The organism is Enterovibrio norvegicus FF-33 (assembly GCF_000286835.2).
GTDB classification, from domain to species: Bacteria; Pseudomonadota; Gammaproteobacteria; order Enterobacterales; family Vibrionaceae; genus Enterovibrio; species Enterovibrio norvegicus_A.
Window position 1 is genome coordinate 3,068,947 of record NZ_AJYD02000038.1, and the last position, 24,048, is coordinate 3,092,994.

Genomic DNA, 24,048 nt, shown 5'->3' on the forward strand with positions numbered 1-24,048 from the left:
CTTAAATCACTATTAGTTGACCGTCAATGGCGCCAGCCTGCTTTAATGCCTGCAAGATGGCCATAAGATCGGAAGGGGCTGCGCCCACACCGTTCACTGCGCGTACGAGATCGTCAAGTGTCACACCTGGCTTGAAGTGGAACATTCGTCCATCTTCTTCTGTTACTTCTAGGCCAGAATCCGGTACTACCACCGTTTCACCGCCTGAGAACGCGCCAGGCTGACTCACTTGTAGGTTTTCCTTGATGGTCACGGTCATGCCACCATGCGTAATGGCCGCAGGGCGTAAGCGAACATTTTGGCCCACCACAATCGTACCGGTGCGACTGTTAACAATGATTTTTGCTGCCGCATCAGCTGGCTGAAACTCGAGATTTTCAACGGTAGAGAGAAAAGCAACACGTTGAGACAAATCCCGAGGGGCGCGCACGCGCACAGACATCGCATCCATCGCAAAGGCCGTGTTTGGCCCTAAAAAGCTATTAATGGAATCAGACATACGCTGAGCGGTCGTAAAATCAGATTCAAACAAATTGAAGGTAATATGGTCACCACGACCAAATGGGCTCGGCACTTCTTGTTCAACCGAGGCACCGTTGGTAATTCGTCCTACCGTAGGAGTATTCCCCACAATCGATGAACCATCAGCGCCTTCGGCGCTAAATCCACCCACAATCAAATTACCTTGGGCAACCGCATACGTTTTTCCATCAAGGCCTTTGAGGAAGGTTTGGACCAATGTGCCGCCACGCAGGCTTTTCGCAGAACCAATAGATGACACCGTAATGTCAATTTTTTGACCTTGCTTAGAAAACGGAGGTAACTCTGCACTTACCGCTACGGCTGCAACATTCTTGGTTTTTGGTTTAGTACCGGGCGGCAATTGGATGCCGAAGTTTTTCAGCATGGCGTTAAAGCTTTGATCGGTAAAAGGCGTGCTCTCGCCCGTCCCTGCAAGGCCGACAACAAGTCCGTAACCCACTAATTGGTTACTACGCACACCCGCGACTTCCGACACATCTTTAATTCGGGCAGCTTGTGCGACGGGGCTTGCCAAGATGGCAATCAAGAACAGCTTTAACCAATACTTCACGTCAAATCTCCGGCAGCGTATACGTGTTAAAGAACGACATTAAAGAATCGTGCCAACCATCCCTGATCTTGCGTATCTTGTCTGTCACCCGTTCCTGAATACTGAATACGTGCGTTAGAAATACGGGTCGAGGCGACGGTGTTTTCTTGGCTGATATCATCAGGACGAATAGTGCCACTCAAGCGAATGTATTCATCACCCGTGTTCAAGGTAAGCCATTTTTCACCACGAATAATGAGATTGCCGTTCGACAGCACATCAACCACTTCGACTGAAATAGAGCCGCTAATGCTGTTACTCTGATCGGCACTTGTCGAGCCACTGGTTGAATTATCATGACTGGCTGCGTAAGACAGATTAGATTCACCAATAGTGACTTCCTGCCCGCCCATTTCTAACGGATCCATGCTCAAATCACTCGATTTTGCCGCATCGCTACTGGCGCTTTTTTTCGCCTGTGTTTTTTCTTCCAGCAAAACAGTGACAATATCGCCGACGCCACGTGGTTTAGTGTCATCGTAAAGATCTTGCGCTTTTACCGAGCTAAATAAAGAGCCTGTCGCCGTTGCATAGTGCTCCGATTGGCGTGTCGGATGAAGTGGCACCCAGTTTGGGTCGCCGGCAATCGCATCTTCACGATCGCGCAGTAAACCAATCAAACCATCGCCACTCGGCTCAGTGTTACCTTCAACCGCATCAGTGTCTGTCGTGCCTTGCACAATGTCGCTTTGCGCCAACAAAGCTTGTTCGTTTATCAAGCCGCAGCCTGACACGGTGGCTAACACCAAGCTTATGATCAGTAACTTCTTCATCCGGGCTTTACTCCTGTCTTAGCTATCGCTTATAGCTGCTGGGTAACGTAACTCAGCATTTGGTCGACCGATGAAATCACTTTCGAGTTCATTTCATAAACGCGCTGCGCTTCGATCATGTTGACCAGCTCTTCTGTCACATTCACGTTGGACGTTTCCAGCATGGATTGTCGAATGCTGCCTAGACCGTCAATGCCTGGCACACCTTCTTGTGGGTCACCACTCGCGCCTGTCGGTAAGTAGAGGTTTTGACCAATCGGCTCAAGGCCACCAGGGTTGATGAAATCCACGGTCGTGATCTGACCGAGTACTGCATTCGCCGTTTGGCCTCGCAGCCTTGCAGAGACTTCACCGTCGGTGCCGATGGTCACTTGAATCGCATCCGGTGGAACAACGATTTCTGGCTCAATGGAGTAGCCAGCTCCCGTTGTAACTAGGACGCCTTCATCATTCAGTGTGAATTGACCATTGCGCTGGTAGCCAATGTTGCCGTCTGGCAGCAGCACTTGGAAAAAACCGTCGCCTTCGATCATCAGATCGAGTGCGTTATTCGTGGTTTGGGCGTTGCCGTTGGTGTGGACACGTTGTGTCGCGACCACTTTTGAGCCCGCACCCAGCATCAAGCCACTTGGCAGCTCTGTATTTTGCGAAGACTGACCACCTGGTTGGTTGATGTTTTGATAAAACAAATCTTCAAATACCGCACGAGATTTTTTGAAACCCACGGTTGAAGCATTCGCCAAGTTGTTGGAAATGGTCGAAATATTCGTCTGTTGTGCGTCTAGGCCGGTTTTACTTACCCATAAAGCTGGATGCATGATAATTCCCTCTTAATTAACCCATGCGCAGCAGAGAATTAGATGCTTGATCCATTTCTTCTGCAGTCTTCATTAGTTTTACTTGCATTTCAAAGTGACGCTGAAGGTCAATAAGCCCTGTCATTTCGCTGACGGCGTTAACGTTACTGCCTTCCAGCGCACCAGTGAGTAGCGTAACGCCAGCATCAGCGTTATACACTGTGCCAGGGTTTACAGGCTTAAACACACCATTCCGGTCTTTGAACATGTCTGCGTTATCTGGGCGAACGAGCTTAATGCGGTCAACTTCTTCCATTGCTTCTGGTGGTGCACCTTGCGGTAAAACAGAGATAGTACCGTCAGTGCCAATTTCGATTTTGGAAACAGGCAGTGGCAAGAAAATCGGTGCTCCCCCTTCGCCAAGGATCAAGTGCCCATGACCATTCTGAAGTAAGCCGGTTTGGTCAACTTTCAGGTTACCCACACGGGTATAGCCTTCTTGACCAGTGCCATCGAGTACCGCCAGCCAACCGTCACCTTTAACAGCAACGTCAAGTTCACGCCCAGTCGTGATGGTCGAGCCTTGTGCAAAGCTATGCCCAGGGCGCTCCGTCATGTTGAACACACGCGTCGGTAAACCTTCACCATAAGCTTGCATGGCACGGGCTTGCTCTAAGTCTGCTCGAAAGCCTGTGGTGCTGACGTTTGCCAAGTTATTGGCACGCAGTTGCAAGGCTTGCATATCTTGTTTGGCGCCACTCATGGCAAGGAATAATGCGCGATCCATTTAGACGTTCTCCTGTCGCTTATGACTTGTATAAAGCAAGAAGAGTGCCAATATGTAATTAGAATGTTTTACAATAGGTTAGCGTAAGAAGTGTTCAGTGGAGCTCTAGGTGGGTGGCTGTATTGAGAAGAATATTAGGAAGACAATTGCCGCTCGAGTGTCGAGCGGCAAAAAAACTGCAATCAAGAAACAATAACAAAGACGCTAAATTATCGAATTTGCAGAATCGTTTGTTGCATCGAATTGCCCACTTCGAGTGAACGCGAGTTCGCTTGGAAGTTTCTCTGTGCGGTAATTAAGTCCACCAGCTCTTGGGTCATATCAATGTTTGATTGCTCAATGGTACCGCTTTTCACTTTACCAAAGGCACCTTGCATGGCTTCGCCCCAGACTGCCTCACCAGATTGCTGCGTTACCTTCCATTGAGTGTTGCCCGCTTGAGAAAGACCTTGCTGGTTAGATACGCGAACCATGGCTACACGACCAAGTGCAACGTTTTCACCGTTACTGTAGGTCGCCATAATGGTGCCTTTCGGGTCGATATCGACTTTTGCAAGATAACCCGTGGTTGCGCCATCTTCACTAAACTTACGCATTTCAAACGGAGAGGCGTACTGAGTCGGGTCTTCAAAATTGATGGTCAGTGCTTGCGCACCATCAGCACCATTCATTTCAAGGCCTGCACCGTTAGCACCAAGCTCAACAGTTTGGATAGGTTGACCGCCATTGACGTTATTTACCGAACCATCACTGTTAAATTCGAGTGAATGGCCGACATGTCCTGCAGCATTGGTAAATTCACCGGCAGTAAGGCTGACTGGTTTTTCACCCGTTGGATCTGTCGCCGTGTAGTACACCGCCCACTTGTTCGGCGTGACGTTGTCTTTAACGTAATAGGTGGTCAATTTATATGGCTGACCAAGGGAGTCAAAGATAGTCGCTGATGTTGCTTTGTTATACGTATCCGGATCTTCTGGATTAAACAAAGCAGGATCTTTTTCTGCGCCGCCCGCAGGCAGGTTTAGACCAATATCAACATTCTCAGACGCACGAGGCTGTCCAAATTGATCAGGAACACTCAACGCTTTAGGCTCAAACGATCCCACTTGCAGTGTTTCGTTGTCCACGTTGTAGCCCAGAAGAAACTGGCCTTCAGAGTTAACAATGTTGTTGTTTTTGTCGAGGTGGAACGCACCGTTACGCGTCAACTGATTGTTCTGCGTCGCGAGGTTATCATTCGCCACGGCGAAGTAACCGTTGCCGCTGATACGTAAATCAAGCGGGTTATTGGTGTAGATGCTTGACCCTTCATGGAACTGTTGCGCCACGATAGAGGTTTGCACACCACTACCTGTCGTTGTTTTCGCATTCGAGAAAATCGAAGCAGAGTAAACATCACCAAATTCAGCGCGCGATTCTTTAAAACCAAAAGTGTTGGCATTCGCAATGTTGTTACTGGTGGTGTTCATGTCTTTTTGAGCTGCCGCTAGGCCACTCAGTGCGATGTTCAATGCCATTGCTGGAACTCCTCTGTCCTTTTAGCTCTTACTCGCGCCGCTGACGCCAGCTTTACCTACTTCAAGCACTTCGGTGAGTTTGACCGGAGATGCATAACCCGCGATGTTTAACATCACATTGCCGTCACCATTGCCCAGTAGGACACTGTTAACGTTGGCATACGTTGAGAGCTCAAGATCTTGTGATTTGCCATCAATGTTGCCGCTTACGTTCATGCTGTAATTGCCTTCCGGCAATGGGTTGCCTGTATCATCTTTTCCATCCCATTCAACGCGATGGTCGCCTGGAGATTTTGCTCCCAGGCTAAAGCTTCTTAGCAATTCGCCTCGGTCATTCTGAATTCGAACAATGACATCGTTCAATGCTTGCGGCAGTTTTACCATCGCAGCAATGCCACCTTCGGCAGTTTTAAAGCCATCATTGCCAGGGACCAATACGTCTTGGCCGACCAATGACGACGCCTGAAGGGCTTGGCTTGATGTCATCGCAGCATTCAATGAACCAAACTGTTCATTCATCTTGCCGATGCCATCTACCGTCGCAAACGATGCCATCTGGGCGATCATTTGCTCGTTATCTACGGGTTTAAAAGGGTCTTGGTTGGCGAGCTGCTTCGTCAACAGAGAAAGAAAGTCTTCTTGTTTCAGATCGGTCTGACCGGTGACTTTTTCACCTGAGTCGCCACGTTCCGCACGTTGTTTTTCCTGTAGCGCCTTGAGTTGGTCAATGTAGCTTCCGCCACCTGCTCCACCTGCGCCATCAATCGGATTCATAGTGCCGTCCTCCTACCTTACTTGCCCATCTGTAGTGTACGCATCAGCATTTGTTTGCTGGCTTCTGCGACTTCTACATTGGTTTGATAAGAACGGGATGCCGAAATCATATTGGCCATCTCTTCCATTACGTTGACGTTCGGTTTAAAAATATAACCCTCCGCATTCGCCATCGGGTGATCGGGGTTATATTCCGCGCGAAGTGGTTTTTGGCTTTCTACAATGCCAGCGACACTAACAGGAACACTCGCGCCTTGTTGACCATTGAATCGGTTCAATTCAGCAGCAAAAACAGGGTGGCGGGCTTTATACGTCTCAGCCGCCGAACTGCTGACTGAATTCGCGTTCGCCAAATTACTGGATGTGGTGTTAAGTCTCACAGACTCTGCACTCATGGCAGAACCCGTTACATTAAACACATTAAATAGACTCATCCATTATTCCCCTTTCAATGCCTTGGACATGTTTTTAAACTTTGACCCAAGGAAATCCAACGACGCTTGATACTCTAATGCGTTTTGCATAAACAGGTTTCGCTCTACTTGCGAATCAACTGTATTGCCATCACCCGTATCAGGCTGGTTTGGAATACGATACATTTTCTGGCCGCTCACTTGCGTAGAGGCAGTAATATGCCGCCCATCCGTTCGACTTAGGCCAATGTTTGCCCCAGAGGTTGCAGCTTTCAGGGCGCGTTCGAAGTCTACATCCTGCGCTTTATAACCCGGAGTATTAGCGTTGGCCAGGTTACTTGCCAAGGTTTCAGCCCTTTGACCACGCACACCGACAGTGTGTTGATGTATACCCAGCGCTTTGTCGAACGATATCGCCATGAGGCAACCTCCTAAACTTTCCTACTTGAATAAAAGCAATAGTGATGCCAACTTTGTCGCAAACTCTTCCGGTCGATATAATATTTATTTTTTTCAGTCTCTTAGGCCTGTACTGCTTAACAACCACGAGAACAATAGGGCTCAATAGATACAAAAAAGCGGCAACTTTTGTGCCGCTTTTCTAGTGAAGTGATGTATTTCCGCGCTCAATGGCGTGAATTGAGTGAGGTGTGTAGTTACTTCAACTTATAGATAATGCCTGGGTTACAGCGAATCATCTCAAAGCGATCGGTCAGACCTGTCAGTGACTCAGATGCGCCCAGCAAAAGATAACCACCTGGGTTCAAGTTGCCCGCCATTTGATTCAACACTTGGGACTTCATCTCTGGCGAGAAGTAGATCAGCACGTTGCGACAGAAGATAATGTCAAACTTACCCAGCATGCTGTAGCTATCCATCAAGTTTTGAGGTTTGAAGGTCACCATGCGTTTAAGCGGATCTTTAACCTTCATTCGGCCTTCGCCCGCATCTTCAAAAAACTGACGCTTACGCTCTGGTGACAACCCTCGGCTTAATGCCAAGTTGTCATAAACGCCCGCTCGACAGTTTTCTAACATGGTGGACGATATGTCAGTCGCTGTAATAGAAACATTACTTAGCAAGCCCGGCTTTTTTGCCTGCACTTCTTGGATTGTCATCGCAATCGAGTAAGGTTCTTGACCTGACGAACTTGCCGCTGACCATATCTTAATCGGGCGCCTGCTTTCAGCCACTTCAGGAAGAAGTTTGTTAGCAAGCACTTCGAAAGGATAGGTGTCACGAAACCACAATGTCTCATTTGTGGTCATTGCGTCAATGGCTGCAACAGCAAGATCTCTGTTTCTATTTGTTAGAACAAGCTGAAAAAGCTCCGATATTGAAGCCAATTTATAGCGGCTAATTAAAGGGCTAAGTCTGCTTCTCACTAGATACTGCTTGCTGTCACCGAGAACGATGCCACATTTGCCTTCGAGATATTTACAAAAATCTCGATATTCTTGTTCGGTGATCGCTATATTCGTCATGGATTATTTTTCTCGGCCTTTAACCGCGTTTATTACTGCAGCACTTAATTCATCAGGATCAAACTTCGGAATAAATGCATCAGCACCAACTCGCTTAACCATGGCCTCATTGAATACACCGCTGAGCGAGGAGTGCAATACTACATGAAGATCTTTTAGACTCGCATCCTTTTTGATTTCAGTTGTTAAGGTGTATCCGTCCATCTCTGGCATTTCGATATCTGAGATAACCAACGCCAATTTGTCAGTTATATTGCCTTCTTGGGCCATTTCTTGAAGTTTGTTTAATGCATCACGTCCGTCGTGCGCCAAAAGGACTTCATAGCCAATGGTTTCTACTGCACGTTTTACCTGTCGGCGTGCAACACTCGAATCATCAGCCACCAAAACAATGTTAGGCGCGCTGCCACCTTCTTCAAACACCGGTTTTTGCGCCAACACCTCTTCGCTGATCACTTCGTTAACCGGCGAAATCTCGTTCAGGATTTTTTCAACATCCAGGATTTCAACAAGCTCACCCTCAATTTCAGTCACGGCGGTCAAATAGTTTGACTTACCGGTACCTCCAGGTGGCGGCAAAATCGATTCCCAATGCATATTCACAATGCGCTCTACCGAGCCCACTAAGAAAGCTTGCGTGGAACGGTTAAATTCGGAAATGATAATGAAGCGATTTTCTGGGTCTTGAATCGGCATTCCGCCTGTCGCCAAACTCATATCAATGACAGATAAGGTTTGTCCTCGAATATGCGCGACGCCTTTTACTAGCGGATGAAGGTTTGGCATCAGCGTCAGCTTGGGGCACTGGAGTACTTCTTTTACTTTAAACACGTTGATGCCGTAACGCTGCTTACGCATCAAACGAAAGGTCAATAGCTCTAATCGGTTTTGACCCACAAGTTGTGTGCGCTGATTGACCGTATCAAGAATCCCTGACATAAGATAAACTCCATATTGCCCTGTTATTGTTATCGTATTGCAGCAAGCAACGTCGTTGACGGCACACGTTGGCACGCAACTTGAAGGTACACTGCAGCTATTTAATTTTTATACTAACCAATTTGAGACGTATGTGTTATCAACGATTAGCCTGGCTCTTTATCGGCACATTTCTCAGCGGCTTTAGCTCAATTATAGCCGCTGCTCCAACAAGTCAACTTGAAGCAGTGAAAGAAGCTGCAGAGGCGCATGTTCAAACGCTTGTCGCGGTGCCCGAATATGGCAAATTGGAGGTAAGCGCCGGAAATATTGATTCTCGACTCCGTTTGTCCGATTGCCCTTCATCACTTCAAGCTACCGTGCCTGGTCGCCAGTCTTTAAACAAAAGCGTGACGGTCATGGTCAGCTGCAAAGAAGACAATTGGCAAGTTTATGTTCCCGTTCAAATTCGACTGCTCACACCGATTGTGGTCGCGAAACGACCAATGGATCGCGGTGTTATCATTAATCACGATGATTTGATTGTGCAATTGGTAGATTCACGTTTTCAACGAGGCCAGACGTATACGAATGCATCGACTATCGTTGGCTCAAGAATCAAACGTGTGGTTGGAATGGGTGAGCCGATTCAAGGAAACGACATTTGTATGGTCTGTCGAAACGACGTGGTCGTGATAACAGCCAGTGGTAACGGACTGAATCTTATTGCAAAAGGAACAGCATTAAGTGATGGCGCTCTCGGTGAACAAATTAAAATTCGCAACAGCAAATCGAATCGAATTGTGGATGGTACAATTACCTCTGTTGGGCAAGTAATTGTAAAATTCTAGTTTGTTGCAATTAAGTGCTAAAGTTCATATAAGCACGGCCGATACTGTGAGCAACAGAAGGTTCGGACATTTATAAGGCTTTATTATGGCAAGTATCGATCATTTGCGTTCTGGTCAACCCATAAATACGAACAGAACCAATCAAGGCAAGTCACAAAGCAACTCAGTGGAATCTGGCGCGAGTGAAGTGAAAACTCAACGCACCGACGCATTTTCGATGAGTGATGGAAGCAAAGCAATTGGCGCGCTGAATCAGCAGATGGCCAGTGAAAGTCATTTTGACAGTGCTAAAGTAGCCGCCATTAAAACAGCGATTGCTAATGGCTCTTACAAAGTTGATGCCGATCAGCTCGCAGCAAACATTTTAAAACATGAAGATGACTTTCGTGGGATTTAGTGCTTCTTGATGTATGAGAAAGCGTCCGATTTCGAGCAATTCCTAGAAACGCAGACAGATAATGTCAGTGCGCTTCTTGATGTCATGAAACAAGAAACGTCGGCGATTGCAGCAAGACAATCCCCCGACATTGCGGCAACTGCCAAGCAAAAACTGACGCTGATCCAGCGAATTCAATTATGCGACGCTCAAATTTCCAAATGCCCTGAGTCAACATCTCCTTCTAACGATGCAACGCAAAAAATTGCTGATATAAAAGCCATTCTGGAACAATGCCACCAATTAAATGAAGCCAACGGCATCGCCTTGCAACGCGCCCACCTAAGCATTCATAAGCTTCGCAATCTATTCCAAGAAGCCGCTGGTAAGAATGAAATGACTTACGACAGTGACGGTAAAGCATCAGGTAGTCGCACATTAGGCACTAACGTTAAAGCCTGAACCTTAAGTAAATCCGCCTCAGCTTTCATATCCCAGAAGCATATACTCCCCCTCTCTCGAAGACTCCATGCTCGCACCAACCAATATGCCTTTGTCACAGTAATGGTTTCACTCTTTGTAACGCAAACTGCTAAAAACCAAAAAAAGCTGCCATAAGCAGCTTTTGATACCCAAATTCATATTGGATCTAACTATTGAGCGTTAGTTGAATTTACGTTAGAAGATAATCGCATCGTTTCTAGGAACATGATGGGATTCCCCATACTCTTTCATTTTGTTCATTTTCCGAAGATTAAGTTGAAGTTCAGTCACGTAGCTGTCGCCAACTTGATAACTGGCTATCACTTCGGCAGCACGGATTATCCCATCGGAAGCGCCACTCGTACGATCGTGGCCAAGTTGCTGATCATCAACTTGTGTCAAGCCACTCACACGAACCCCATATACTTGCTCCGACAGCTCTTTATAAGCTTCTAGCTTTGATGCTCGCATGGCGCGAAACTGTTTTTCTTCTAACGTATCGCCACGCTGTGCACTGACAGATGCAGTCCCCACAGCAGAAAGGAGTTCGTCTGAACGCATTTGAGTAATTGGCTGACATGCAGTGAGCAGCATCAATATCGCCAGAGATAACCAAGTTTTCATCTTGTCTCCGTGAACCATTAAGGCTTCAAAATTATGGTGTCTGGTAAATGTTTACGTTGATCGCCGCGAATGATCACGCCATCTTCAATCCGCACTTTACGCAATGTATCGATATCCCTGCCAATACGTTCTGCAGGCAGAAAACCTTGCGCTGATGCCACAACCACACGTGATCGCATTCCCACAATACGTGCGTTCACTAATACGCCACCGCCTTGACGAAGCATGGTACCCGTTAACACATAATCGATTTGCTGTTCAGGATTAAGCTCTTTCCAATCACGACTTAGCGAGAAGTCACCATCTTGAGTCACACGAATTGTACCCGTGTTCTTAAAGTCGATAAGGGTAAAGCCACGTCTTTGCATTTGGTAAATCATGCCTTCTGTGACTGAATTACCAAGCCAATTGGTTTGATCCATTTCTTCGATATCAACAAAGGACACGATCGCTAAAGGTGTTCTTGCGGTCAGATAGTTGTTGGTTTCCAATAGCTCTTCTGCAAGACCATCTAGAAAATAATCCAGGGTATGCCTTGGTGTTTGCTGCAACAGAAACTCACTTCCCGCATACGGTTCTTTGCCGTTATATATCGGGTTGTATGCACATGAAGCCGTAGCAAGGCTCAGTAATATCACTATCCAGTTTTTCATCGTTGTCTGGCTCCGGACACATTTTAAGGTTGGCATTGGGCTCAACCGAGAAGAAACAAAGACAAATTCATTGTTTCAACTTTTAGGAACATTATTTGCATCAATGGGGTTATATTTTCGCTGTCATTGTTAACCGCATTGCCGCTTTTCCCGCGATGTTATCTGGTCTAGCAATTATTGTACCTACTATTGGAAGTCAGGGTCATGCGCAAAAAAATTATTACTCCGTTGATCGCCTGTATGGCGCTAGCAAGTGCCACAGCAAACGCTGCATGGTATGAAGTGACAGGTGCCAGTACCATTCTGGAAAGTAAAGACCAAGCAAGAGAGCGCGCATTAGAAGATGCGGTTTATCAAGCGCTCAAATATTCAGGTGCGGATATTGCTGGCCTGGCAGACATTCGCCCCTACTTGGCAGAGTCACGCAGTGACTACCAATTCAGCGGTAATGAAATCCGCCACATACAGGTGCTTGAGACCAAAGACCGTGGTGGCGTCATGAAATTGACGGCTCGTATTGATATCTACCCCGCGGCAAAAGCTTGCCACAAGAACCAATACAAAAAAGGTCTGCTGTTAAGTCGGTTCGATATTGTTTCGCCACAACAAGCGGCACTAGGTGGCATATTTCAATTTGGCGATGACTTCACGGTGCTTCTGCAGCGTCAATTTGAAACTCAGGCTCAAAGTTTTGTTGTTCAAGGAATCACGCCGCATAACGTTTCTCCAACGCAACCTGATATAGCAACAATGATTGCCGAAGACGCTGGCGCGCAATATGTCATGATTGGTTCGATCACCGACATGTCGGCAACCATCGACCAAAAAGTGCTGAGGGATGACAAAACTAATCGACAACTGGCACTGTCCATCGACGTTCTGGATGGAAAATCGGGAGACGTTATTTACCAAAACATCTATCGAGACATCGCAGCTTGGCCGTTTGAGCGACAAAGTAAAGTCGACACCAAGACCGCACGGTTTTGGACTTCCGCTTACGGGGAGATGGCACAGCGAGTCAGTCGCAATATTTTGTTGGATTTGGAAAGTAACCTTTCATGCCGAGCTACCACGCCGGAAGTGATATCAATCAATGGTCAGTCTGGGCAGATCAATGCTGGTCGTGTGCATGGTGTGAAATACGGTGATGAATTGTCACTCTGGCACAATGCGTCGTTTACCGACCAATATGGCGTCAACCGCACGCAACTCAAGAAAAGTGACATGGTATTAACGGTGACACGTGTTTATGACAACTCAGCAGAAATCGCCGTATCCCCGGTTGAGCTCGGACCAAGCATTCAAATTGGTGATATGGTAACCAAACACACGTTATAGCGTCATGAAAACCTTAACCTCAAGATTCTTTTAGGTATACTAACCACCTAGCGCCGCTCAATTCCTCCGCGGCGCTTTGCGCTCCCATAGCTCAACAGGATAGAGCAGTCGCCTCCTAAGCGATCGATCGGGGTTCGAGTCCCTGTGGGAGCGCCATTTCTTATTTACCTCTCGCTATTTCAAACAGCCTTTAATCTTTCAATAATACAAAACGAAAAAAAACGGGCCATAAAGACCCGTTTAGATTTAAGGACAACTAATTGGAGATTAGAAGTACCATTCAGTACCGATACGTACCATGGTGTCGTCACCTTTGTAGCTGCCTTCAGCATCGCTTTGCTGTGCTACGCGCAGGAAGGTGTAAACAGAGTTAAAGCTGTGGCCTACTTCACCAGTAATCGTTTCACGCTTCAAGAACTCGTCTTTCGTTCCGTTAGTTTCACCATCTTGAGATGCGTAACCTAGACGGAAGTTTGTTGCACCCATGTAGTAGTTAGCTTGTAGCGAGAATGCATCGATGTCACGGGTGTTGTAACCGTTGCCAGCACTAGCTGCATCTTTGTCAAACTCACCCGTCTTATAAGCACCAGCAAGCATAACGTTGTCAATTGGACGAATTTCGAAACCAGCGAATAGGTTGTTTGTATCACCCACAGTGTTAGCATCAAAATCTGTGTCAGTTGTATTTTCCATCGCTAGGTGCAACGTCAACATTTCTACCGGATTGATAGAGAAGCTCGCACCGAAGAACTTAGAATCATCTGTGTTTTGACTGCCGTTACCTACTGACGCAGAGAATTTAGCCATGTCACCGATTTTCGCTGAGTCAAAACGAATTTGCTGGCTCTTACGGTCAAAATGGAAACGCTCACCTGCACGCCAGCCGCGGTCAAAAGTCGTACCCATGTTTGAAGCACTGTATGGCCAGTCAACCAATTCATACATTGGAGTCAGCATACGACCGAAGCGCACTTGGCCCCAATCATCACCACGCATACCAACGAAGGTATCACGGTTACCAACTTTCGCACCGTCATCCAGCATCCAGCCAGATTCCATCTGAACAAAAGCTTCTACAGAATCAGTCATAACTTGCGAAGCACGGAAACCAATTCGTGATTCATTCTCAAGAACAAAAGTGCTATCAGTTGTGCCGTAGTCAACAGCAGAGATAGAAACAACACCATACATTTCAACTGAATTTTCGTCAGTTTGCGCAATCACATATGCGCTTGCCGCAGAAGACGCTAAAACTGCGGCTGCTACTGCAGAGCCAATTACAGAACGTTTAAAGAATTTATTCATGGAAAACTCCTAAATAGAAATTATTTCGTTCAATGGTGTCATCACTGCTTAAAGTTGGCCGCCAAGCTGCGATATACATGAACGGTGATTGATTATGTTTATCAACGGCGAGAAGGATAATTTTTTTCTCACCAAATTAAACATCGTTGGAGTTGAACTTTGAAGATGATCAAAGTAAACAACAAAAAAAACATTAACCACTAAAAATCAGTTACTTAAACTAAATGAAACTTAAAAATATAATGTAAAATTTATATTTACAACCATTTTTATGATGAGAGTCACATTGGAATTAAAAGCCAACCCCTTTTTTTTTATTTTTTTTATTTAAGTGATCAGGTTTATTTGACTTGGTTCGCACAAAGAAAATAATAAACAAAAAACAACGAGATCGATCATTAACAAAATAAAAACATACACACCCACCCGACGCATCAATTACGAAAAATTAACGTAACAAAAATAAGGGATCGGGGACATGTCTTTAGAGTAAAGGCATTAAGTATGGGAGTGGCTGAAGAGTCATAAGATTCATGCAATCGCAACAGCAATCGGAGTGATCAAACAGGCGGTAATTTAGCGCCAATGGAGGTGACTCCCCTTCCAAGTAAAAATGCAACAGCCTTATTTATTCACGAAAAATATGATGCTCATCTACATTATGAGAGTGGAGGTATATCTGTATGTCTTTACTAACTTTCAATTTTTCTTGATGATCATGAGGTCAATAATGAAATTCATTTACACTACTTTAGCCGCTTTGTTGTTTTCAGTAAGTATGGGCGCATCAGCTTACGTTCTTGAAGGCAAGCAAGTCGTCGTTCCAAAAGACATCATGCAATACTGTGCGGGTGCTAATAATTTTTGGGTTTGTGTACAAAGCCAAGAAATGTTACGCGGCGACTAACGTGATTATCGCGTCGGGCAAAAAAAAGGCTGCCCATTTCTGAGCAGCCTTTTTAATTTGTCCGTCAAATCACTATGCGTTAGCTTCTCTCGCCGAGATAAAATTCAACGCTTTCGCAATTCTGGTCACCACTTTGTCTTTACCCAACAGTGCCATCACTGCATCGACAGATGGGGATTGACCTTGACCGGTGACCGCAACTCGAAGTGGCATGCCTACCTTACCCATACCAAGTTCTAGATCAGAACAGGTATCAGCAATTAATTGATGCAGGTTTTCCGTTGTCCAATCTTGCAAAGATTCAGCTTTAGACAATGCAAGCTCCAAGGCTTCTTTGGCAACAGGACGAAGATGCTTTTTCGCGGCACCTGCTTCGAACTCTTCAAAATCTTGGTAGAAGTATCGGCTTTGCTCTGCAAGTTCGATGAGCGTGTTACAACGCTCACCAACGAGTTTGATCACCTCTACAATAGAAGGGCCATTGCTGGTATCGATCGATTTAGCGTCAAGATGCCACTGAAGATACTCGGCAACGTACTCAGGCTCAGCAGTCTTAATATAATGATTATTCAACCAAAGTAGCTTGTCTGTATTGAATGCAGATGCTGATTTACTGATTGATTCCAAGCTGAACAGCTTAATCATCTCATCCATAGAGAAGATCTCTTGGTCGCCGTGAGACCAACCAAGGCGAATCAAATAGTTCAACAAGGCTTGCGGCAAGTAACCTTCATCACGATATTGCATCACGCTGACTGCACCATGGCGTTTAGACAGTTTTGCACCGTCATCGCCCAAAATCATTGAGCAGTGTGCAAATTCAGGAACGGGAGCACCAATAGCTTCGTATATGTTAATTTGACGAGGCGTGTTATTGATGTGGTCTTCACCACGAACAACCTGCGTAATCCCCATATCCCAGTCGTCAATAACAACACAAAAATTGTAGGTTGGGCTGCCATCAGTGCGACGAATGATCAAATCATCCAGCTCGCTGTTTGCGATTTCAATGTGGCCACGGATTTTGTCGTCAAAAACCACCGTCCCTTCTTTAGGATTGCGGAAACGAATACAGAAAGGCGAACTTTCTGTTGCTTCAGTATTAGCAGCGACAACCTTTGGATGATTAGCGTCGTAGCGAGGCTTGTCGCCAGCAGCCATCTGCTCTTCACGTATCTCATCAAGAAGCGCTTTGGGTGCATAACACTTATAAGCTTTATCTTGGGCAAGCAGTTGGTCAACCACTTCATTGTAACGGTCGAAACGTTTGGTTTGATAATAAGGACCTTCATTCCACTCTAAACCAAGCCACTCCATCCCCTCGAGGATCGCGTCAATAGCCTCTTGTGTAGATCGCTCGATGTCCGTGTCCTCAATACGAAGCACAAACTCACCACCCATGTGTTTAGCGTAAAGCCAAGAGTACAGTGCGGTGCGAGCACCACCTACGTGCAAGAAGCCCGTTGGGCTTGGTGCAAAACGTGTTTTGACCGTCATTTTGCTGCCTTATTTAGTTCAACGTTCCGAATAGGAATTCTACAATTTTGAATGACACATTGTACCACCATTGTTTAAGCACACAATTGTAGCTTGGATAGGAACAAAAAATAATTTTCTTAGCCGTAGCCCTCATTTTAACTGACATTACCTACCTTATTTCACGTCGCAAACGTAGAATCGAGTCGACGATATTAGGACCGACTGGGGAGCCAGCGGCAAAAAGGAGTTAATGATGTTTAAAAGAACTGTAATCGCAGCTGGTGTACTAGCTACAAGTTCTGTAGCTTTTGCAGATGTCACTATCGACATTCCATCGGGTGTTCAAGTCTTGGTTGAAAATGGTATTGATTCTGACTATTCAAACCTTGGCTTTGATAATCAAGATAAAGTCGTATTGCCAAATGGTGAAAGTCAAATTTTGTTCCGGCTGTCTCATATCGTACGCGAGTCTGGCAGTAAGAAAACCAAGTATAAATCAGTACCATTGGTTGCCACATTCACTGCTGCTGATGCAGCATTGACACTGAAACTACCACGTATCGATACGCTCGATGATGGACGCATGTTTGATAAAAAACCTAGCTTTACGCTAAGTGAAAATGGCAAACCAATAGACATCAAGCAAGACAAACTATCGATTGGTTTTGAGCTTATGCCTGACTACGTGAAAGAAATTGAAAAATACAATCGCGCAAACAACATTGCCAGTTGGCAATCCACAGGCGCAGTTGCAACGGTAGCAGCAACCATTCCGGTAGTGAGCAGCACATCAAACGCTGAAGTATCAAAAGTAACATCAGCCTCAGTATCTCCGGATGCAGGTGTTGATACTGAACAAATGCTAAAGTTTTGGTTCGCACAAGCTGATTCAGAGTCTCAAAAAGCCTTCCTAAGCTGGGCCATCCAAAACGTTAAATAAAACTCAGATTATCAAACGTTAAAAAGCAGCGTAAATCGCTGCTTTTTTCGTTCTTGCAACCGGAGTAGTTATGTTCACATCTCTAAATCATAACTGTCATTTAGTGCCCACTATCTAAACAGCAGTCTACTTTTTTATGATTGACGACGACAAAAAAGAAAGCCCGGCAAAAGCCGGGCTATTTTTTATATTATCTGACTACTTGGATTAGAAGTAGTATTCAAGACCTAGACCGTAACCAAACTCGTGGTCAGAATCGTTTTTAGAGATTACGTATGGACGTGCATACACAATCGCTGCTGGGTCAAGGAAGTACAGAGCTTGTACAGAGAAGATGCTGTCTTCAGTACCAGTTGCTTCAAAGCTAGAGCCATCGTTGTCTACGTCGGCATTAAAGTTCGCCGCATAGTTTGCTTTGAACTGCCAGTTTTCAACGCCGCCGTATACTACACCAACAGAAATGCTATCTTGGTCGATCGATGCGCCTTTCAAAGCAATTTCTTTCTTATTGGTGCTATCTTTTACGTCTTCATTAAGGGTAATGGTCGCATCGTCGTAGTCTGCCGCTTCCATCTTATATGCAGCATAAACACCGAAACCATTATCAAAATAGGCTTCAAAACCAATCAACGCTGCATTTGTGTCAGAAGTTGTTGAACCTTCGATTGTTTTGATTTTATCGAAACTAGGCTTATTACCTGGAACTTGGTTCAAGTAGCTATTGTAGAAACTATCTAAAGATGAGTTTGAACGATCAGAACCGGCTTCATAACCTGCATGGAAAGTAACAATACCCACGTTGTAAGATGCGCTCAGACCATAGAAGTTAGAACCATCATCGCTTTCCGTACCACGACCAGCAGCAACAGAGAAGTTCAAACCACCCATTTTAGCTGAATCATAGCGAATCATGTTTGATTGACGGTCATAACGTCCACCGCCTAAAACATCACCGCCCCAGTCGAAAACAGCACCAGCACGCTGACCAGAGTAAGGCCAGTCAATCATTTGATAAAGAGGAGTCAGCATACGACCTACGCGTACTTTGCCGCCGTCTTCGAATTCAAAACCTGCAAATGTGTCACGAACACCTAAACCGCTACCAGCGCCAGCATCACCGACGTTACCGCCTTCCAACTGCCAAATGAACTTAGGAGCACGCTCTAAATCAGCGCTGCCACGAAGACCAAAACGTGATTCATTTTCAAAAGTAATTGGCTGGTCACCGCCACCGATAGCATGCTCGCCGTACTGCCACATAGAGACAGCAACTTGACCGTATAAATCAACAGTTTCTGTAGCAGGCTTAGCCATCGCTACAGTAGACGCAAGTGCTGCAGCAGTTACTGCAGTCGCTACGATTGAACGCTTAAACATTTTTTCCATGGAAAATAACTCCTAAAGGGATGTTTCAAAATTCCAGTTCATTGCTTTAAAGGTTGGCCGCCGAAAGCAATGAGCCGTTTATTCGATTGACTAAAACGACACGTTTATCATCGATTTAGATATTTACACCACCGATTGAACTCTCCCTCAACCGATGTGTCCCAGACTACTTGCCTGTAAAAAAACATCAATGAGAACTTTATTTGTTATTAAAAAAATATGACTGGGTGCAAAGTTCCCTGCATCTTCGTGATCCAGATCTCGCATTTATATAAAACACTAAAAATAAAAATATAAATTCATATTTATCATAATGTTACATGTCAATGACTACTCCTGAATTGAGGGAATCAAGTGTAATGAGATCGTTATCACACACTCAACAATGCTATTAATGTTTCGTTAAAGAAGCATTTTCTCACCATAAATTCGACAAGAGAATTATCTGAAGTCACTCGCAAAAGGCCTGAATTCGAGGCATAAAAAAACACCAGCACTTGGCGGGTGTTTTAAATGGGGTTCGCAAAATTAGTTAGCGTGACAAAAGTCTCAGCATCCCGTCTTCATCTAAAATCTCAATCCCCAACTCTTGCGCTTTGGTGAGTTTAGAGCCTGCCGCTTCGCCTGCTATCAACAAATCTGTTTTCGCTGACACACTGCCCGTCACTTTGGCGCCAAGCGCCTGAAGTGCAGCTTTTGCATCACTCCGTGACAGTTTTGACAAGGTGCCTGTAAGAACAACGACCTTATCTTCTAGTGGTTGTGGTGCACTTTCATCGCGCTGTTCAATGTCAGGCCAATGAATGCCACATTGCAACAAGGCATCAATAACGTCGATGTTGTGCGGTTCGGTAAAGAAAGACACCACATGCTTAGCGACTATCGCCCCCACGTCTTGGACTTGAATCAACTGCTCTTCTGTCGCAGTGCGAATCGTTTCAAGATTAAAGAAGTGATTCGCTAAGTTAGCCGCGGTGGCTTCGCCCACTTCGCGGATCCCCAAAGAATAGATAAAGCGTGGCAAGGTGGTTTCTTTAGAAGCCGCTAATGCATCCACCAGGTTTTGAGCCGATTTGGGCCCCATACGGTCAAGCATGGTGGCTTGCCCCGCCGTCAATTTGAAGAGATCTGCAGGTGTTTGAATCAACTCTTTGTCTATCAACTGCTCGACGATTTTGTCACCCAGCCCATCAACATCCATCGCCTTTCGCGATGAGAAATGTTTAATCGCTTCTTTACGTTGGGCTCGGCAAATCAATCCACCCGAGCAACGGGCAACGGCTTCGCCTTCGATGCGCTCTACATGAGATTGGCAAACAGGGCATTCAGAGGGGAATACAACCGCCTTGGCGCCTTCCGGACGACGGCTTTCAACCACACTGACAATTTGCGGGATAACATCACCAGCACGACGGATAATCACAGTATCGCCAATTCTCACACCAAGACGTGCAATTTCATCCGCGTTATGGAGCGTCGCGTTTGATACGGTTACACCACCAACAAATACTGGCTCAAGCTTGGCAACAGGCGTAATCGCGCCCGTTCTTCCCACTTGGAATTCCACATCTAACAAGGTAGTAATTTCTTCTTGAGCCGGGAATTTATAAGCAATCGCCCAACGCGGTGCACGGGCAACAAATCCCAGTTGTTCTTGAGTCGCAATATTGTCGACTTTAATCACCACACCGTCGATTTCATAAGGCAGTTCATTTCGGCGGGTCATAATGTCTTGATAGTAAGCAATCACATTATTCAGTCCATCCACTTTCTTCACTTCAGGACTTAGCGGAATACCCCATTGGCGAAGCTGCTCTAAACGGCCAATGTGTGAATCACCAAATGCTTCAGACATGACGCCCACGGAGTAGGCATAAAAGCGAAGTGGACGTGTGGCTGTGATTTTAGGGTCAAGCTGTCGAAGGCTGCCCGCTGCAGCGTTTCGCGGATTGGCGAAGGCCTTTTCACCTTTTTTTAGGTTTTTCTCGTTCAGTTTATCGAAGCCATCTTTGAGCATGAACACTTCGCCGCGCACTTCTAAACGCGCAGGCCAACCCGAACCTTGCAACTGAAGCGGAACATTGCGGATGGTTCGTGCATTGTGCGTAATGTTTTCACCGGTATTTCCGTCACCGCGTGTTGCAGCTTGAAGCAACACACCGTTTTCATACATCAAACTAACAGCAAGGCCATCCAATTTTGGTTCACAGCTAAAGGTGAAGTCGGCCGCATTGCTTAGCCTGTCTTTCATGCGCTTTTCAAACGCCATGAGTTCTTCATCGTCGAAGGCATTATCAAGTGACAGCATGGGAATTTCATGACGCACCTGAACAAACGCACTCAAAGGTTTACCGCCGACACGTTGGCTTGGTGAATCAGACGTCATCCATTCAGGGTGCTCTGCTTCAATAGCCAATAACTCTTGCATCATGCGGTCATATTCCGCATCAGGGAGTTCCGGCTTGTCTTCGACGTAATAAAGGTGGCCGTGGTAGTTCAGCTGCGCTTTAAGCGCCTGCAGTTTTTGTTGGATATCCGTGGTCATCAATGCTGCCTAGTCAATCGTCACCACTCGCTCATGACAGAGTGGTTGATGGATAAGAATGGGCAGTAGTATATCTCAAGATGACTTCAGACTGACAATTAGCACTTGTTGCAATCGCAGCTCAGGATTATGATGCAGCCAAGCATTAAAATGAGTGGTCTTATGCGAAACCCAACGTTGAAACAATCCAGTATCATGGGCGTATTGCTTGCGCTGGTGCTTGTCGTTTTTTCAACGTCCTCATTTTCTATTCCGAACAATACTTACACGTCAGTGCAAACAGATCACTCTGTTAGCCTTGATGTTGAAAATCCACAATCCGAAGACACGCCAACGTCCCTGCATAGCGAAAATCGCTTACCTGCCAAATCGCTGGCCCCTAACTTGGCGCAGTTACTTCGTACTGGATCTTGGCTTCCAGATCGCATCAACAATGTTGAGCCCAAATATGAATTGGTGATAGACCTCACCAGCGCACTGCCATCTGCATTTCATCCTCATTATCGAGTCTCGCTAACCCATTGGCGTGACTGGACAAGAAGTCCACCAAGCACCTCGTATCGTGTTGCTGGCTGGAAAGAATCTAACCTCCTCTATCGTTTCATCAGTCAATCTCCCGCCTGACGCGTCGCCAAATATCTGAGCAAAGTCTCAGCCATTAAACACGTCTTAATTTAGACCGTCATGCGGTTCAATAGACGCCGTTATTGACGCTAGTTTGCCACATATCATTGTGGCCAAGAGTTTGACTATGAAACCAAAAACGTCTCGAACGACCATGCTGAACCATTACCCAGCATGGAAGTATGTGGTGCTCATCACCACACTCATTATTATGCTATTCAGCGCCTTACCTTCTTGGTTTGGTGAAAATGCTGCCGTTCTGATTTCTCACAAAGGAACAACGCCTTCTGCAGTTGTCATCCAAAAGGCGCTCTCAAACAAAGATATTGAGATTAAACGCATCGACCAAGCAGGTAATAAAACCACGGTTGTATTGGATAACGTCGCGCAGCAAAATGCGGCCAAAAACATACTTGAAAAATCATCAAACCCTGACGACACAGTAGCCCTCGCCATGGTACCAGCCGCCCCAGGTTGGTTGTTGGATATGGGATTTAAACCGATAAAACTTGGACTGGATTTACGCGGTGGGGTGCAATTCTTGCTGGACGTGGATATGGATCAAGTATTCCATGCTCACGCCAATCAGGCTGCGGATTCAGTGCGAGATGAAGCGCGAGAACTGCGCATTCGCGGCGTTCGTGTGCAGGTCACGGCAGATGACTCACTTCGCATCGTCACACCTTCAGGTAAAGCTGACGGCGACATTCGTCAATATATTCGAGAACAGTATCCACAATGGGATGTAAAAGGCAGCGGGGATAATGCCCTCGTCATGCACCTAAAAGACTCTGAGAAGCAAACACTGACTAACTTAACGGTTCAACAAAACCTGCAAACCATGCGCAGCCGAATCGAAGAGCTAGGCATTACGGAAGCGGCGGTACAGCGTCAAGGCGAACATCGTATCCGCATCGAACTTCCCGGTGTGCAAGACCCTGCATCGGCAAAAAATGTCATTGGTGCAACCGCAAGCCTGGCATTTTACGAAGTGGTGAGTGAGGCTAAACCCGGTTCGATAGCACTCCCAGACAGCAACGGGCAATCGGTTTACGTCAATCGAAAACCTGTTCTTTCCGGCGAACACATAGTCGATGCTCGCGGCAGCATGGGTGAAATGGGCATGCCAGAAGTTAACATTTCGTTGGATGCCACTGGCGGTAAAACAATGTCTGACTTCTCTGCCAATGCTATCGGCGAACCAATGGCGACCGCCTACAGCGAATACAGCCGCAATGCGGAAGGGAAAACAGAACAAACCACATCTATCATCAGCGTAGCGACCATTCAATCCCAACTAGGGAATCGCTTTCGCATCACTGGCGTTGGCTCTTTGGCGGATGCACAAGATCTCGCGCTGCTGCTTCGTGCAGGTTCACTGACAGCGCCTGTTACCATCGTGGAAGAGCGCACCATTGGCCCATCTTTAGGTGCGGAGAATATCCAAAACGGCTTTGCGGCACTCGCACTCGGTATGGGTTTAACTTTGCTATTCATGGCCGTTTGGTACCGTAAACTCGGGCTAGTTGCAAACCTTGCTTTGGTCATCAATATGGTCATGTTGCTCGGTTTGATCGCCTTACTACCAGGGGCAGTGTTAACACTTCCCGGTATCGCAGGTCTTGTGCTCACCATCGGTATGGCCGTCGATACCAACGTGCTTATCTTTGAACGAATAAAAGAAAAAATGCGCGAAGGAAGAAGCTTGGCCCAATCCATCGATTTAGGTTTCAGCAGTGCTTTTGGGACCATTCTCGACTCCAATATCACAACCTTAATTTCAGCCGCCACTTTGTACGCAATCGGTAATGGCCCGATTCAAGGGTTTGCATTAACACTGGGCTTAGGCTTGCTCACAAGTATGTTCACGGGAATTTTCGCGTCTCGTGCAGTAATTAACCTATGTTGGGGCAAAGATACTCGTCGTGGAGTGAGGATTTAA

General features: G+C 46.1%; 24 protein-coding genes and 1 tRNA gene. 9 read left to right on the forward strand and 16 right to left on the reverse strand.

Annotation, left to right across the window (positions count from 1 at the left end):
• Position 1 precedes the first annotated feature (1 nt).
• From A1OO_RS21645 to A1OO_RS21690, 10 genes are all read right to left on the reverse strand, one after another.
• Positions 2-1,093: a flagellar basal body P-ring protein FlgI gene (locus A1OO_RS21645; RefSeq protein WP_016960110.1), complete on the reverse strand. Its 1,092-nt coding sequence runs from the start codon at positions 1,091-1,093 to the stop codon at positions 2-4.
• A gap of 26 nt (positions 1,094-1,119) precedes the next feature.
• Complete coding sequence (locus A1OO_RS21650; protein ID WP_017004420.1) at positions 1,120-1,905, reverse strand: flagellar basal body L-ring protein FlgH; 786 nt, start codon at positions 1,903-1,905, stop codon at positions 1,120-1,122.
• 29 nt (positions 1,906-1,934) lie between these two features.
• Positions 1,935-2,723 (reverse strand): flagellar basal-body rod protein FlgG, encoded by a 789-nt coding sequence (gene flgG / locus A1OO_RS21655; protein ID WP_016960108.1) that lies wholly within the window; start codon positions 2,721-2,723, stop codon positions 1,935-1,937.
• 16 nt (positions 2,724-2,739) lie between these two features.
• Positions 2,740-3,489 carry a flagellar basal body rod protein FlgF gene (locus tag A1OO_RS21660; protein WP_017004421.1) on the reverse strand — a complete coding sequence of 250 codons (750 nt, stop codon included), beginning with the start codon at positions 3,487-3,489 and terminating at the stop codon, positions 2,740-2,742.
• 209 nt (positions 3,490-3,698) lie between these two features.
• Positions 3,699-5,006 carry a flagellar hook protein FlgE gene (flgE, locus tag A1OO_RS21665; RefSeq protein WP_016960106.1) on the reverse strand — a complete coding sequence of 436 codons (1,308 nt, stop codon included), beginning with the start codon at positions 5,004-5,006 and terminating at the stop codon, positions 3,699-3,701.
• A 21-nt stretch (positions 5,007-5,027) separates the two neighbouring features.
• Positions 5,028-5,780, reverse strand: a complete 753-nt coding sequence (locus tag A1OO_RS21670) for a flagellar hook assembly protein FlgD (protein ID WP_016960105.1) — start codon at positions 5,778-5,780, stop codon at positions 5,028-5,030.
• Positions 5,781-5,797: 17 nt separating this feature from the next.
• Positions 5,798-6,214 carry a flagellar basal body rod protein FlgC gene (gene flgC, locus A1OO_RS21675; protein ID WP_016960104.1) on the reverse strand — a complete coding sequence of 139 codons (417 nt, stop codon included), beginning with the start codon at positions 6,212-6,214 and terminating at the stop codon, positions 5,798-5,800.
• A 3-nt stretch (positions 6,215-6,217) separates the two neighbouring features.
• Entirely contained in the window at positions 6,218-6,613 is a 396-nt protein-coding gene (gene flgB / locus A1OO_RS21680) for a flagellar basal body rod protein FlgB (protein WP_016960103.1), read from the reverse strand.
• 236 nt (positions 6,614-6,849) lie between these two features.
• A complete protein-coding gene (locus A1OO_RS21685; RefSeq protein ID WP_016960102.1) occupies positions 6,850-7,677 on the reverse strand; it encodes a CheR family methyltransferase in 828 nt (275 codons plus the stop codon).
• A gap of 3 nt (positions 7,678-7,680) precedes the next feature.
• Entirely contained in the window at positions 7,681-8,616 is a 936-nt protein-coding gene (locus A1OO_RS21690) for a chemotaxis protein CheV (protein WP_016960101.1), read from the reverse strand.
• Between the two features lie 68 nt (positions 8,617-8,684).
• On the opposite strand from A1OO_RS21690, the gene flgA reads away from it, so the two are divergent.
• The 3 genes from flgA (at position 8,685) to A1OO_RS21705 (ending at position 10,284) form a co-directional block, all read left to right on the forward strand.
• Positions 8,685-9,446 carry a flagellar basal body P-ring formation chaperone FlgA gene (flgA, locus tag A1OO_RS21695; RefSeq protein ID WP_241819221.1) on the forward strand — a complete coding sequence of 254 codons (762 nt, stop codon included), beginning with the start codon at positions 8,685-8,687 and terminating at the stop codon, positions 9,444-9,446.
• 85 nt (positions 9,447-9,531) lie between these two features.
• A complete protein-coding gene (flgM, locus tag A1OO_RS21700) occupies positions 9,532-9,843 on the forward strand; it encodes a flagellar biosynthesis anti-sigma factor FlgM (protein WP_017004422.1) in 312 nt (103 codons plus the stop codon).
• Positions 9,844-9,852: 9 nt separating this feature from the next.
• Entirely contained in the window at positions 9,853-10,284 is a 432-nt protein-coding gene (locus tag A1OO_RS21705; protein WP_017004423.1) for a flagella synthesis protein FlgN, read from the forward strand.
• A 216-nt stretch (positions 10,285-10,500) separates the two neighbouring features.
• On the opposite strand, the gene A1OO_RS21710 is transcribed toward A1OO_RS21705, so the two are convergent.
• Positions 10,501-10,929 (reverse strand): LPP20 family lipoprotein, encoded by a 429-nt coding sequence (locus A1OO_RS21710; RefSeq protein WP_016960097.1) that lies wholly within the window; start codon positions 10,927-10,929, stop codon positions 10,501-10,503.
• Positions 10,930-10,946: 17 nt separating this feature from the next.
• Entirely contained in the window at positions 10,947-11,582 is a 636-nt protein-coding gene (locus A1OO_RS21715; RefSeq protein ID WP_016960096.1) for a FlgO family outer membrane protein, read from the reverse strand.
• Positions 11,583-11,786: 204 nt separating this feature from the next.
• Between A1OO_RS21715 and A1OO_RS21720 the strand changes: the two genes are divergently transcribed.
• Positions 11,787-12,920 (forward strand): flagella assembly protein FlgT, encoded by a 1,134-nt coding sequence (locus A1OO_RS21720; RefSeq protein ID WP_016960095.1) that lies wholly within the window; start codon positions 11,787-11,789, stop codon positions 12,918-12,920.
• 80 nt (positions 12,921-13,000) lie between these two features.
• A tRNA-Arg gene (locus A1OO_RS21725) sits at positions 13,001-13,076 on the forward strand.
• Positions 13,077-13,187: 111 nt separating this feature from the next.
• On the opposite strand, the gene A1OO_RS21730 is transcribed toward A1OO_RS21725, so the two are convergent.
• Complete coding sequence (locus A1OO_RS21730; protein WP_016960094.1) at positions 13,188-14,225, reverse strand: porin; 1,038 nt, start codon at positions 14,223-14,225, stop codon at positions 13,188-13,190.
• A 730-nt stretch (positions 14,226-14,955) separates the two neighbouring features.
• Here A1OO_RS21730 and A1OO_RS23855 point away from each other — a divergent pair.
• Entirely contained in the window at positions 14,956-15,132 is a 177-nt protein-coding gene (locus A1OO_RS23855) for a hypothetical protein (RefSeq protein ID WP_241819222.1), read from the forward strand.
• A 72-nt stretch (positions 15,133-15,204) separates the two neighbouring features.
• On the opposite strand, the gene gltX is transcribed toward A1OO_RS23855, so the two are convergent.
• A complete protein-coding gene (gene gltX, locus A1OO_RS21740) occupies positions 15,205-16,629 on the reverse strand; it encodes a glutamate--tRNA ligase (RefSeq protein ID WP_017004424.1) in 1,425 nt (474 codons plus the stop codon).
• A 235-nt stretch (positions 16,630-16,864) separates the two neighbouring features.
• Here gltX and A1OO_RS21745 point away from each other — a divergent pair, with 235 nt between their 5' ends.
• A complete protein-coding gene (locus tag A1OO_RS21745) occupies positions 16,865-17,551 on the forward strand; it encodes a YccT family protein (protein WP_016960091.1) in 687 nt (228 codons plus the stop codon).
• 207 nt (positions 17,552-17,758) lie between these two features.
• Here the strand turns inward: A1OO_RS21745 and A1OO_RS21750 are convergent, their stop codons facing one another.
• On the reverse strand, positions 17,759-18,937 hold the full coding sequence (locus A1OO_RS21750; protein ID WP_017004425.1) for a porin: 1,179 nt from the start codon (positions 18,935-18,937) through the stop codon (positions 17,759-17,761).
• Positions 18,938-19,469: 532 nt separating this feature from the next.
• Positions 19,470-21,482, reverse strand: a complete 2,013-nt coding sequence (gene ligA / locus A1OO_RS21755; protein WP_017004426.1) for an NAD-dependent DNA ligase LigA — start codon at positions 21,480-21,482, stop codon at positions 19,470-19,472.
• Between the two features lie 162 nt (positions 21,483-21,644).
• Between ligA and A1OO_RS21760 the strand changes: the two genes are divergently transcribed.
• Together A1OO_RS21760 and secD are read left to right on the forward strand one after the other, a co-directional pair.
• On the forward strand, positions 21,645-22,106 hold the full coding sequence (locus tag A1OO_RS21760) for a hypothetical protein (RefSeq protein ID WP_241819223.1): 462 nt from the start codon (positions 21,645-21,647) through the stop codon (positions 22,104-22,106).
• 127 nt (positions 22,107-22,233) lie between these two features.
• Complete coding sequence (gene secD / locus A1OO_RS21765) at positions 22,234-24,048, forward strand: protein translocase subunit SecD (protein ID WP_016960087.1); 1,815 nt, start codon at positions 22,234-22,236, stop codon at positions 24,046-24,048.